Below are 11,682 nucleotides of genomic sequence, written 5' to 3' on the forward strand. Positions count from 1 at the left end.
CGAGAAGGCGGAAGCTCGCTCCGCTCGCGCCCACCCCCTAACCCCCTCCCGCCTGCGGGAGGGGGAATGACGGCTCTCCACCCAATCACTCCGTCCGGCGGTCTTGAATTTGTCCACGCTGCCTAGCGCCCGCCCCGGTCCCGCTGAAACCAGACATCCGCGACCCGGCCGTTCCGCACAGAACAGGTGAAATGCCGCGCTGTGCCATCCTGCGCCCGCCAGCCCGACCGAACCTCGACATCGCCCTCCACATCATATCCGCCGCGGGTTTCACGCGGTTCCTGCACCTGCCGCACCTCGGCATAGCCGCCGTCGCGCTCCGCCTCGTCACGGGCGGCAAGAGCGCAATAGGTGATCGCCTCGTCGCTTTCCCGATCGGCGGGATCATCGCGCTGCCCAAGGCGCTCACCGCCGGGCGCGGCATCCGCGCCGTCCCCGGCCACATCGGAAAAATCATCGTCGGCGCGGGGCGGATCGGCCCTGTCCTCAGGCGGCTGCGCCTCATCCCCCACATCGCCCTGGTCCTGCGGATAGCTCAGCCGGGGCAAACCCTGCGCCGACGCCGCGCCGCCGGTCAGCAACGCCAGCACCATCAGCGATCCCGTCATCCACCTCATCCTGTCCATGACCCGCATCCTCAACCAGTTCGGCCAGATGGCTAGGCCCGCATGGCTGTCGGGGGGCTGAACGACGCCTTCCATTTGGCGCATGCGCGGAGCAGGTCACGAGCGACAACCACTTCCTCCCTACGCGCAGCGTGGGGAGGGGGACCGCTCGCGAAGCGAGTGGTGGAGGGGAAATTCGGAGGTCGCGCCTTTTCCCCTCCGTCGACGCTACGCGCCGCCACCTCCCCATCTCCCGATGGGGAGGAATAGGATAAGGCCCGCTCTCCCTACCGCCCATCCCCAACCCGCAGCCCGGTGAACCGCGCCGCAAAGGCATAATTATCGGCATATTCATCGATCAGCTTGTCGACCGGCTTGCCCGACCCATGGCCCGCCTTGGTATCGATGCGGATCAGGCGCGGCTTCGGCCCCAGTTCCGCCGCCTGCAACGCCGCCGCATATTTGAAGCTGTGCGCCGGCACCACCCGGTCGTCCGTATCCCCCGTCGTCACCAGGATCGCCGGATAATCCTTCCCGCGCATGATATTGTGATAGGGCGAATAGGCGTAGAGCAGCCGGAAATCCTCCTCCCGATCAGGCGAGCCATAATCGTCGATCCAGTAACGCCCGGCGGTGAAGCGATCGAAACGCAGCATGTCCATCACGCCAACCGCAGGCAGGGCGGCGGCAAACAGATCAGGCCGCTGGTTCACCACAGCGCCCACCAGCAACCCGCCATTGGACCGCCCCTCGATGGCCAGCCCGTCCTTGCTCGCATAGCCATTGGCCTTCAGATATTCGCCCGCCGCGATGAAATCGTCGAACACATTCTGCTTGTTGGCCAGACGGCCCGCATCATGCCACGCCTTGCCGAATTCCCCGCCACCGCGCAGATTGGCGATGGCATAGACGCCGCCCTGCTCCAGCCAGGCCATGCGCGTCGCCGAATAGCCCGGCGTCAGCGCGATGTTGAAACCGCCATAGCCGTAGAGGATGGTCGGCGCGGGCGTCTTTGACAGCGCCAGCGCCTTCTTGCGGATCACCGTCATCGGGATCATCGTGCCGTCCTTCGACGGATAGCTGATCTGCTCGATGCCATAATCGTCGGGATTGAAGGGCAGGTCGGGCCGTGCAAACAGTTCGTACCGCAGCGTCGCCGTGTCGAAGCGGTAGATGCTGGACGGCGTGGTGAAGCCGGAAAAGCTGAAGAACGTCTCCGGATCGCCGTCGCGCCCGCCGAACCCCGCCGCCGTGCCGATGCCGGGCAGCGGCACGTCGCTGACCTTGCGTCCATTCAGGTCGATCAGCTCCGCCACCGTCTCCGCATCGGACAGATAGGCCAGGATCAGCCGGTCTCCCACCAGCGAACCGCCCGCCAGCGTGTCCCTGCGCTCGGCCACGACCTGCGTGCTGCTGCGGCGGGGGCGGCGGGCGTCGATGCTGACGACGCGCAGATGCGGGGCATATTGATCGGTGATGAAATAGAGCGTCGGCCCCCGGCTGCCGATCAGCCGCCAGTCGTTGGTCATGCCCTGGACCAGCGATCGGACCTTCACCTTGCCGCCGGTCAGTTCCGCGACATGCAGTTCGCGGCGCGGATCGGTGCCCTGAAAACTGCTGATCACCAGCCAGCGGCCGTCCTGCGTCACCTGCGCGGTGTGGCTCAGCCGGGGCTGGTCGGGGGTGGCGTAGATCAGTTGATCCTGCGCCTGCGGCGTGCCCAGCCGATGATAGAAAAGCTGCTGCCCCACGGTGGAGGATCGCGGGTCCGCTCCATCCTGCGGCGCGGCGAAGCGGGAATAGAAGAAGCCCTGACCCTGCCCATCCCAGGCGAGTTGGGAAAATTTCACCCATTGCACCGCGTCGTCCAGCGGCCTGGCCGTCGCGACATCCAGTATCTTCAACGTGCGCCAGTCGCTCCCGGCCTCCTGCACGGCATAGAGCAGGAAACGGCCGTCGGGGGAGGGCATCCATTCCGCCAGCGCGTCCGATCCGTCCTCCGCCCAGTCATTGGGGTCGATCAGCAGCCGTTGCGGCCCGGCCAGCCCTTCGCGCACATAGAGCGGCGTCTGGTTCTGAAGACCCTTATTATAGCCGTAGAAATAGCGCCCCCCGGCCTTGCGCGGGATGGTGTAGCGGCCATGGGCGAACAGCGCCTGCATGCGCCGCTTGAGGATGTCGCGCCCCGGCAGGCCGTCGATGAAGCGGCGGGTGAGGCTGTTCTCCTGCGCCACCCAGTCGCGCACCGCCGGATCGCCGCGCAGGTCATTTTCCAGCCAGCGATAGGGATCTGTCACCTTGACCCCGAAATGATCCTCGACCAGATCGATCCGCCGGGCGGCAGGATAGCGGAGTTCCGAAGCCTTGGGCGCGCCCCTTGCGCCGACCGCGGCATCTGGCGCCGCATCAGGCTCGGCATGGGCGGGGAGGGCCGCCGACAACAGAGCCGCCAAAGCAAAGCAGCCAAAGGCGCGCATCCGATCCCCCCGAAATCCCATTCCCATTCTCTGGCTTGTCATGGCCCGGAAAGGCAAGAAAACAAAGGCTATTTCTGCGACCGCCTCTTCAGGTTCAAGCGAGGCACGTGACTCGTTTGAAGGGCCGGGGGCGGGGGCTAACCAAATAGCTCAACGCCCGGAACATCCCACCGCAAGCCCCAAAAAAGAAAAGGGCCGCGCCTCCTTCCGGAAGCCGCGGCCCTCTTCATCACTTCGCTTGCGCAAGCGGTCAGCGGATCAGGCCGCTTCCAACTCGTCGGCGTCGGCGTTCTGGACCGGACCGGAATCCTGACCCTTGGCATCGACGTCGCGGTCGACCAGTTCGATGATCGCGATCGGCGCCGCGTCCGAAGCGCGGATGCCGGCCTTGATCACGCGGGTGTAGCCGCCGTTGCGATCCTTGTAACGCTCGGCCAGAACTTCGAACAGCTTGGTGAGCTGCGTGTCGTCCTGCAGGCGGGCATTGGCCAGACGACGGTTCGACAGGCCACCCTTCTTGGCGAGGGTGATCAGCTTTTCGACGTAGGGACGCAGTTCCTTCGCCTTGGGCGTGGTCGTCAGGATCTGCTCATGCTTGATGAGCGAAGCCGCGAGGTTGCGGAGCAGCGAATTACGATGCCCGGCGCTGCGCTGCAGCTTGCGATGACCAACCTTGTGACGCATGTCTTCTTCCTTCGTTCGTTAAGGGGCCGTTTCAGGTACCCCAGACCAGGCACAGTTTAGGTCGTGCCTATCACCTGCTCCGTTCGCGCTGAGTAGGAACTGAGCGAAGTCGAAGGCCCGTATCGAAGCACTTCGCGCTGCACTCAGTCCTTCGATACACCGCTTCGATTTCGCTCAGCGGCTACTCAGGACGAACGGCATGTTCTTTTCAGCCCAGCAGCTCCTGTTCGAGCTTCTTGGCCATTTCCTCGATATTTTCCGGCGGCCAGCCGGGGATGTCCATGCCCAGGCGCAGACCCATGGACGACAGCACTTCCTTGATTTCGTTCAGCGACTTGCGGCCGAAATTGGGGGTGCGCAGCATCTCGGCCTCGGTCTTCTGGACCAGATCGCCGATATAGATGATGTTGTCGTTCTTGAGGCAGTTCGCCGAACGGACTGACAGTTCCAGTTCGTCCACCTTCTTGAGCAGATAGCGGTTGATCTGGTTCGCGTCGCTCTCGCCCTCGCTGGCCGAACCGCCGGCAGCGGCGCCAGCGGCCGGAGCGGCGGCGGGCAGCGCGTCCTCGAAGTGGACGAAGAGCTGGAGCTGGTCCTGCAGGATGCGGGCGGCATAGGCCACCGCGTCTTCCGGCGTGACGGTGCCGTCGGTCTCGACGGTCAGCGACAGCTTGTCATAGTCCAGTTCCTGGCCGACGCGGGTATTGTCGACCTTGTAGGCGACCTGACGGACCGGCGAATAGAGCGCGTCGATCGGGATCAGGCCGATCGGGGCGTCCGCCGGACGGTTGGCGACGGCGGGGACATAGCCCTTGCCGACGTCGGCGGTCAGTTCCATGTTCAGCGTCGCGCCCTGATCCAGGTGGCAGATCACCAGATCGGGGTTCATCACTTCGATGTCGCCGACGGTGGTGATGTCGCCCGCCCGCACTTCGGCGGGGCCGGTGGCGGAAAGCTGGAGACGGCGCGGACCATCGCCTTCCATGCGCAGCGCGACCTGCTTGATGTTGAGCACGATGTCCGTCACGTCTTCGCGCACGCCCGCGAGCGAGGAGAATTCGTGCAGGACGTTCTCGATCTTGATCGAGGTGACCGCCGCGCCCTGGAGCGAGGACAGAAGAACCCGGCGCAGCGCATTGCCGAGCGTCAGACCGAAGCCGCGCTCCAGAGGTTCGGCGACGAAGGTCGCCTTGCGCCTGCCGTCGCCCGAAACCTTGATCTCAAGGCTGTTGGGCTTCTTCAATTCCTGCCAGTTCTTCATGTTGACAGTCATGTATTTCCCCTGGGGATGAGGCCGAAACGCTTAAGATCCTGAACCCAACAGGACGTTCCGGCCGATGCAGATGGGCAAGCAGGCGACGCGTCCGCCGCCCGCCGAAACCTTGACCGCCGGCGGTTAGACGCGGCGGCGCTTGGAAGGACGCACGCCGTTGTGCGGGATCGGCGTCACGTCGCGGATGGAGGTGATGTGGAAGCCGACGGCCTGCAAGGCGCGCAGGGCCGATTCACGGCCCGAACCCGGACCCTTCACTTCGACTTCCAGGGTGCGCACGCCATGTTCGGCGGCCTTGCGGCCCGCGTCTTCGGCGCAGACCTGCGCGGCGTAGGGGGTCGACTTGCGGCTGCCCTTGAAGCCCATCATGCCCGCCGAGGACCAGGAGATCGCGTTGCCCTGGGCGTCGGTGATGGTCACCATGGTGTTGTTGAAGCTGGCGTTGACGTGCGCGACGCCGGCCGAGATGTTCTTGCGTTCGCGGCGCTTGATGCGCTGAGGTTCGCGTGCCATTTTTTAGCTCTTCCTACAGAAATCTGAATGACCGAGGCTGTGCCCAGGGAGGGCTGCCTCCGGCGGAGTAATTCGTCCCCCGGACGAATTACTTCTTCTTGCCGGCGATCGGCTTCGCCTTGCCCTTGCGGGTGCGCGCATTGGTGTGCGTGCGCTGGCCGCGAACCGGCAGGCCCTTGCGGTGACGCAGGCCGCGATAGCAGGCCAGGTCCATCAGGCGCTTGATGTTCATCGCGGTCTCGCGGCGCAAGTCGCCCTCGACCGTCAGGTCGGCGTCGATGGCTTCGCGGATCTGCAGCACTTCGGCGTCGGACAGGTCCTGGACGCGGCGGCTGTGGTCGATGCCCAGCTTGTCGGCCAGATCGACGGCGGTCTTGCGGCCGATGCCGTGAATGTAGGTGAGCGCGATGATCACGCGCTTGTTGGTCGGGATGTTGACACCCGCAATACGTGCCATGGTATTTTGTACTCCTGCTCCACGGGGCGGTTGGCGCCGCCCCATCTCAAAGCGTCAGGGCCGAAAGTCCATGCATAAGGATTCGCAGCCGATTCGATAGACCCCAAGACGCAAAAAAGACGGCCAGTGCCGTTGCACTGCCGCTCGTCAGCGAATTGGGAAGGGGTGCCCTTAGCGATTCGGCCCCCCGCTGTCAATGACGGGCGGGCGTGAAAGCGGTGAAATCCGGCGCTTCCCCGCGCTTGCGCCTCCGGCCCCGCCGGACGTGTCTGTCCGCCCTTTTCGGGTTGATGCCATGGCTTTCGATGGGGCATGGAGGCGGGATGCGCTTTCCCCTGTCTCCCGTCCCCCTAGCCGCCCTCCTGCTGGCCTCCTGCGTCAGCGCGCCCGAACGGCCCGCCCCGGCGCCCGCTCCTCGGCCCGCTCCCGCGCCGCAACCCGCGCCGCCGCCGCCCGCCCCGGTCGAATGGCAGGACCGCGCCAGCACGCCCGGCGACTGGCGCTATCAGGTCGACGGCGCCGGATCGGCGGCGCTGTTCGGGGTCGATGCAGGGGGGCAGCAGGAAAGCAGCCTGTTCGTCATCCGCTGCGAAAAGGCGGCGCGTCGCATCGTCCTGCTGCGCCCCGGCGCAACGGCCGCGGCGATGACGGTGCGCACCAGCTACGGCGCGGTGAACTGGCCCGCCAATGCGGCCCCCGGAACCCTTCCGGCGACCCAGGCGATCCGCGCCGCCAGCGACGCGACGCTCGACCAGATCGCCTACAGCCGGGGCCGTTTCGCGGTGGAAGTGCAGGGCCTGCCCGCGCTGATCCTGCCCGCCTGGGCGGAGGTCGCCCGCGTCGTGGAGGATTGTCGCGCCTAAATCTTTGATTTCAGGAGATTTCCGCAAATTTCGAAGCAAATCGCCTGCGAAACGCGGACGTAGAAGTATGATTCGAAAAAAGAATTTTACAAGCCTTGAAGTAGCGGCCCGTCTGATTCACATATCATCTCATAGGCGGCGAAGGACCAGTACCGGGAACGGCTATAGGGGCTTCAACTAGCGAAAGGAGGTGATCCGATGTCTCATGGTTCAGCAATGGGGTCGGTCAAGTCCATTCGGGGAACGCGCCGCTGAGCGACGCCATAGCGTCGGTTTTGCAGACATAAGGTGACTGTCGACCGCGGTTCCGCGGACGAAGCGCCATATCTGGAAAACAGCGCGACTACCGTTTCCGATTGGGCGGCACTTCCGGCCGCTGACCATGTCAATGATGGGCCGTTGGAGGGATCTCCAACGGCCCCTCTCATTTTGTAGCGGCTTTTGGGTGGGGAGCGGACCCATCCTATTCCTCCCCATCGACAGATGGGGAGGGGGACCGCTCGCGAAGCGAGTGGTGGAGGGGAAATTCGGAGGTCGTGCCCCTTCCCCTCCACCACGCTTCGCGCGGTCCCCCTCCCCACGCTGCGCGCAGGGAGGATTTAAACCACCCCACTTCCCCATTCCTACCCCCGCATCGTCCCCGTATCGATGAACCGCTGGTGCCATGCCAGCGCCTCCCCCGGCAGCATCGGCGACTGCAACCCATAGGAACCCGCCAAAGCCCGCCGGAAATACTCCTTCAGCATCGGCCGGAAGTCCGGATGCGCACAATTCTCCATGATGACCTCCGCCCGCTGCCGGGGCGCCAGCCCGCGCAGGTCGGCCAGACCCTGCTCGGTCACGATCACCTGCACATCCTGATTGATATGGTCGACATGGCTGCAATGCGGCACGATGGCGGAAATCGCCCCGCCCTTGGCCGTCGACGGCGTCATGAAGATCGACAGGAAGGCGTTGCGCGCGAAATCCCCCGACCCGCCAATGCCGTTCTGGATGCGCGACCCCATCAGATGCGTCGAATTGACGTTGCCGTAAATATCCGCCTCGATCAGCCCATTCATGGAAACGCAGCCCAGCCGCCGGATCAGTTCGGGATGGTTGCTGATCTCCTGCGGTCGCAGGATGATCTTCTCCCGATACTGGCTCATGTCCGCATTCAGTCGCGCCGCCGCCTCTGGACTCAGCGACAGCGACGTCGCGCTCGCCGTCCGCAGCTTGCCCGCGTCGAGCAGGTCCAGCATCCCGTCCTGTATCACCTCGGTAAAGGCGACCATATTGTCGAACGGCGCGTCGATCAGGCCGGTCAGCACTGCATTGGCGATATTGCCCACCCCCGATTGCAGCGGCAGCAGCGAAGCGGGCAGGCGGCCCATCTTCACCTCATGGCTCAGAAATTCCAGCAGATGCCCGGCAATCGCCCGCGCCTTGTCGTCCGGCGGGGTGAAGGGGGCGTTGCGGTCCGGCGCGTCGGTCTCCACCACCGCGATCACCTTGTCGGGATCGCAGCGGAAGGTCGGCTGGCCGATGCGCTGGTCGGCGCGCACCAGCGGAATGGGCACGCGATGCGGTGGCAGGGCGGTGCCGTAATAAATGTCGTGCATCCCCTCCAGCGCGGGGTTCTGCCAGCGATTGACCTCCAGGATCACGCCCTTCGCCCGGTCGATCCAGGTCTTGTTATTGCCGACGGAGGCGGACGGGATCAGCTCGCCGTCGGCGGTGATCCCCGTCACCTCGATCACCGCAATGTCCAGATCGCCCAGAAAACCCTGCCACGCCATCGGCGCGACCTGGCTCAGATGCATGTCGAAATATTGCATATGCCCGCTGTTGATCCGCTCGCGGGCGATGGGGTCGCTATTATAGGGCAGGCGGAACTCCACGCCGTCGGCCTGCGCCAGCGCGCCGTCCAGTTCCGGCCCGGTCGACGCGCCGGTCCACACCTTGACCCGGAAAGCCTCCCCCGCCGCATGGGCGGCGGTCATCCGCTCCGCCAGCGCCAGCGGCACCGCCTTGGGATAGCCCGACCCGGTAAAGCCGCTCATCCCCACGGCCATGCCGTTGTGGATCAGCGCGGCGGCCTCCTGCGCCGTGCGGCGCTTGGCGGCCAGCCCGGCATGGGCGATGCGATTCGACATGGGCATCCTTCTCCGATTCCTGGCGGAGGACATCTGGCTTTTCCGGGCTGGAGACAATAAGGATAAGCCGCACAATATCTGTGCGAGTCCCGTTCAAATGTCGGACCTGTTGATCGCCTTGCGGACATTCGTCCGTCTTTGCGAAAAACCCAATTTCTCCCGCGTGGCGGAAGAACTGCACGCCAGCCACACCACCGTCGCCCGTCGCCTCGATCAGGTGGAGGCGTATTTCGGCGCGGTCCTCTTCCACCGCACCACCCGCAGGCTAATCGCCACGCCCGAAGCAGACCGCCTGCTGATCCACGCCCGCGCCATGCTGGACGCGCTGGAGGGGGCGGAACGGGATTTCGGCCCGGTGCGGGGCGAACCGGGCGGGCTGGTCCGCATCGGCTTCACCACCGCGCTCGGCCTCCATTATGTGGAGCGTCTGGGCGAACTGACCGCCCGCTATCCCGCGCTCCAGTTCGATTGCGCCATGACCGACTGGCAACGCGACATGGTGGAGGACCGGCTGGACCTCGCCCTGCGCGTCGGCCCGGTCGGCGACGACCGGCTGGTGGTCCATCCGCTGGGCAGGCTGCCCCGCCTGCTGGTGGCGCGGCCCGCTTATCTTGCCGTGCACGGCATGCCAGCCTCGGCCGAAGACCTCTCCGCCCATCAATGCATCGCCTATGCCTATGGCGACGTGCCCGCGCGCTGGGCGATCGACGGGCGGGAAAGGGTGGTGGGCGGCGCCTTCCGCAGCGACAGCAGCGAAGCGGTCCATCGCGCCGCGCTCAGCGGCCTTGGCATCGCCTTGCTTCCCGCCGTCCGGGTGCGGGACGATATTGCGGCGGGGCGGCTGGCGCCTGTCCTCCCCGACAGCGTTATCGCCCCGCTCGACATAGCGGCCGTCCACCCCTCCCACAAACGCCTGGCCCCGCAGGCGCGGGTGGTGCTGGACTTCCTCAAGGCCAACTTTCCGGGGATTCCTCAACCCCCGTTCGTTTCGAGCGAAGTCGAGAAACGGTAAAAAGCCCCTACCGCTCCACCCCCTTGGCCTTCCCCCAGGCCCGCGCCGCCGTATAGCCCAGATAGCCGGTGCCGAAGAGCGCGTAGAGCGGCTCCGGCAGGGCGTTGAAATAGGCATGCATCGCCCGGATGATCCCCGCCGCCACATCGGGCCGCGTCCCACCGATCAGCCCCAGCGGCACCGACCAGAGCAGCAGCCCGTACATGACATAAAGAAATGCCGGCCGCGCCCGCATCGTCCACCGGTCCCCCGCGATTCGTCTTGCCATGACCATGTCTCCCTAACCGATCCGGTTCGCCAGCCAGCCATAGAGAAAGGCTTCGTTGGCCGGTCGGCTTTCCGCCAGCGCCAGATAGCGTTCGCCCTGGAGCGCTTCGAGCGCCTTCAGCAGCACCTTCTCGCCCGAACGCCCGCGCAGCTTCAGAAAGGCGCCCAGCGCCGCCAGCGTCTTGCCTCCGACCGACTGGTCGACCTTCAGATCGGGATAATCCGCTTCGTTGCGGTTGAGCGCGTTCAACGCCCGCTGCAAAAAGCCGCTGGCGGTCCCCGGCCCCATATTCACCGCCGTATCGAACAACTCCTCCGCCACGGAAGGCGCAATCTCCGCGACAAAGGCGAAACCCGGCTTCTCCCAATAAAGCCGCCGATAAATCGCGACCGCGACGCTGCGGGGCAGGGCGCGCATGTCGCCCAGGAATCCGTTCGCCCGCGCCACAGCCTGGGTGATCCCGAAATTGGTAGGCCCGCCGCGATCCGCCGGATGATTGCCATACCCACCCTCGCGCGCGATGACCTCGTCGATCAGCACCGAAACATCCATGAAACCGCCCTCCTCGCTCGAAAGGCGGATTATTTATCCCATTTGGTTCGCTGTAGGACAGCGCAAAAGCGCGGCCGCCCGCAAAATAGGAAAAATAGGATTTCAGGGGAGGGTTTGAGGAAACCGTTTCAATTGACGATTTCATTCATGGATTTGGTCGGGACGAGAGGAATTCGAACCTCCGACCCCCACACCCCCAGTGTTGTGGTCTGCGTCGGCCGTTTGCCGGATTCTTGCCGAATCGTCAAGGCAGCGCGTCAATCCTTTTCATGCTGTTCCATTGATGTTCACGCCCGCCCACGCTATCGTGATTGCTAGGTGATTGCTGGCGCGAGTGGATTCGGTGGCTCAGGGTAAGTTGAACAAGCGGACCATCGACGCGCTTGATAAGGCCGAGCGAGACTATTTCTTGTGGGATGAGGATCTGAGCGGCTTCGGTCTGAAGGTCACGCCCGCCGGCGGAAAGGTGTTCCTCTTCCAGTATCGCCTCGGGGGACGGGGTAGCAAAACCAAGCGATGGACCATCGGGCGCTATGGCGCTCCGTGGACTCCAGTTCAGGCGCGCGATGAGGCTGAGCGGCTGTCCATTCTCGTGTCTCAGGGCGTCGACCCTATGGTGGAAAAGAAGGAGCGTGAGCGCATCCGCAACACCAAAGGCTTCACTGCATATGTCGAAACATTCTCCGAAGGCTATCTAGGGTCAGGACCTGTTAAATTGCTTGCGCATTGGGTGATGGGTTGATTCAATAGCAGCGTTAGGAGGCGCTGCCGATGGATGTTCCGTTTCTGCTGAGTGAGGCGCAGATGCGCCGGATCGAGCCGTATTTTCCCTTGTCTCATGGG

The 11,682-nt window shown here is 64.7% G+C and carries 12 protein-coding genes; 3 read left to right on the forward strand and 9 right to left on the reverse strand.

The annotated features are described in order from the left end of the window. Positions 1-122: 122 nt before the first annotated feature. The 6 genes from BV95_RS21475 to rpsM all read right to left on the reverse strand — a co-directional run bounded on the left by BV95_RS21475 (position 123) and on the right by rpsM (position 6,009). Entirely contained in the window at positions 123-626 is a 504-nt protein-coding gene (locus tag BV95_RS21475; RefSeq protein WP_037457147.1) for a hypothetical protein, read from the reverse strand. Positions 627-892: 266 nt separating this feature from the next. After that, the gene (locus BV95_RS21480) at positions 893-3,082 is read right to left on the reverse strand and encodes a prolyl oligopeptidase family serine peptidase (protein WP_037457119.1); all 2,190 of its coding nucleotides are present in this window, start codon (positions 3,080-3,082) and stop codon (positions 893-895) included. 258 nt (positions 3,083-3,340) lie between these two features. Then, positions 3,341-3,766, reverse strand: a complete 426-nt coding sequence (gene rplQ / locus BV95_RS21485) for a 50S ribosomal protein L17 (protein WP_037457120.1) — start codon at positions 3,764-3,766, stop codon at positions 3,341-3,343. Positions 3,767-3,974: 208 nt separating this feature from the next. Next, on the reverse strand, positions 3,975-5,039 hold the full coding sequence (locus BV95_RS21490; protein WP_013847804.1) for a DNA-directed RNA polymerase subunit alpha: 1,065 nt from the start codon (positions 5,037-5,039) through the stop codon (positions 3,975-3,977). Positions 5,040-5,162: 123 nt separating this feature from the next. Beyond that, positions 5,163-5,552 (reverse strand): 30S ribosomal protein S11, encoded by a 390-nt coding sequence (rpsK, locus tag BV95_RS21495; protein WP_004208752.1) that lies wholly within the window; start codon positions 5,550-5,552, stop codon positions 5,163-5,165. 88 nt (positions 5,553-5,640) lie between these two features. Beyond that, on the reverse strand, positions 5,641-6,009 hold the full coding sequence (rpsM, locus tag BV95_RS21500; RefSeq protein WP_007707977.1) for a 30S ribosomal protein S13: 369 nt from the start codon (positions 6,007-6,009) through the stop codon (positions 5,641-5,643). Positions 6,010-6,332: 323 nt separating this feature from the next. On the opposite strand from rpsM, the gene BV95_RS21505 reads away from it, so the two are divergent. Then, positions 6,333-6,872: a hypothetical protein gene (locus tag BV95_RS21505; protein WP_037457125.1), complete on the forward strand. Its 540-nt coding sequence runs from the start codon at positions 6,333-6,335 to the stop codon at positions 6,870-6,872. Between the two features lie 623 nt (positions 6,873-7,495). Here the strand turns inward: BV95_RS21505 and BV95_RS21510 are convergent. Next, the gene (locus BV95_RS21510) at positions 7,496-9,007 is read right to left on the reverse strand and encodes an acetyl-CoA hydrolase/transferase family protein (protein WP_037457130.1); all 1,512 of its coding nucleotides are present in this window, start codon (positions 9,005-9,007) and stop codon (positions 7,496-7,498) included. Between the two features lie 97 nt (positions 9,008-9,104). Here BV95_RS21510 and BV95_RS21515 point away from each other — a divergent pair, with 97 nt between their 5' ends. Next, positions 9,105-10,019, forward strand: a complete 915-nt coding sequence (locus tag BV95_RS21515) for a LysR family transcriptional regulator (protein WP_037457151.1) — start codon at positions 9,105-9,107, stop codon at positions 10,017-10,019. Between the two features lie 7 nt (positions 10,020-10,026). Here BV95_RS21515 and BV95_RS21520 read toward each other — a convergent pair whose 3' ends face one another. Continuing rightward, positions 10,027-10,293 (reverse strand): 3TM-type holin, encoded by a 267-nt coding sequence (locus tag BV95_RS21520; protein WP_037457134.1) that lies wholly within the window; start codon positions 10,291-10,293, stop codon positions 10,027-10,029. A gap of 6 nt (positions 10,294-10,299) precedes the next feature. Next, positions 10,300-10,839 carry a glycoside hydrolase family 108 protein gene (locus BV95_RS21525; RefSeq protein ID WP_037457138.1) on the reverse strand — a complete coding sequence of 180 codons (540 nt, stop codon included), beginning with the start codon at positions 10,837-10,839 and terminating at the stop codon, positions 10,300-10,302. Between the two features lie 358 nt (positions 10,840-11,197). Here BV95_RS21525 and BV95_RS21530 point away from each other — a divergent pair, with 358 nt between their 5' ends. Beyond that, positions 11,198-11,581: an Arm DNA-binding domain-containing protein gene (locus BV95_RS21530; protein ID WP_162179776.1), complete on the forward strand. Its 384-nt coding sequence runs from the start codon at positions 11,198-11,200 to the stop codon at positions 11,579-11,581. Positions 11,582-11,682 lie beyond the last annotated feature (101 nt).

Source organism: Sphingobium chlorophenolicum (assembly GCF_000722875.1).
Lineage (GTDB): Bacteria > Pseudomonadota > Alphaproteobacteria > Sphingomonadales > Sphingomonadaceae > Sphingobium > Sphingobium chlorophenolicum.

Coding starts and splice junctions, on each gene's coding strand:
- BV95_RS21505 (WP_037457125.1), top strand. CDS start 6,333: ATGCGCTTTCCCCTGTCTCCCGTCCCCCTAGCCGCCCTCCTGCTGGCC.
- BV95_RS21490 (WP_013847804.1), bottom strand. CDS start 5,039: ATGACTGTCAACATGAAGAACTGGCAGGAATTGAAGAAGCCCAACAGC.
- BV95_RS21520 (WP_037457134.1), bottom strand. CDS start 10,293: ATGGTCATGGCAAGACGAATCGCGGGGGACCGGTGGACGATGCGGGCG.
- BV95_RS21510 (WP_037457130.1), bottom strand. CDS start 9,007: ATGTCGAATCGCATCGCCCATGCCGGGCTGGCCGCCAAGCGCCGCACG.
- rpsK (WP_004208752.1), bottom strand. CDS start 5,552: ATGGCACGCGAACCTCAGCGCATCAAGCGCCGCGAACGCAAGAACATC.
- rpsM (WP_007707977.1), bottom strand. CDS start 6,009: ATGGCACGTATTGCGGGTGTCAACATCCCGACCAACAAGCGCGTGATC.
- BV95_RS21475 (WP_037457147.1), bottom strand. CDS start 626: ATGGACAGGATGAGGTGGATGACGGGATCGCTGATGGTGCTGGCGTTG.
- BV95_RS21480 (WP_037457119.1), bottom strand. CDS start 3,082: ATGCGCGCCTTTGGCTGCTTTGCTTTGGCGGCTCTGTTGTCGGCGGCC.
- BV95_RS21515 (WP_037457151.1), top strand. CDS start 9,105: ATGTCGGACCTGTTGATCGCCTTGCGGACATTCGTCCGTCTTTGCGAA.
- BV95_RS21525 (WP_037457138.1), bottom strand. CDS start 10,839: ATGGATGTTTCGGTGCTGATCGACGAGGTCATCGCGCGCGAGGGTGGG.
- rplQ (WP_037457120.1), bottom strand. CDS start 3,766: ATGCGTCACAAGGTTGGTCATCGCAAGCTGCAGCGCAGCGCCGGGCAT.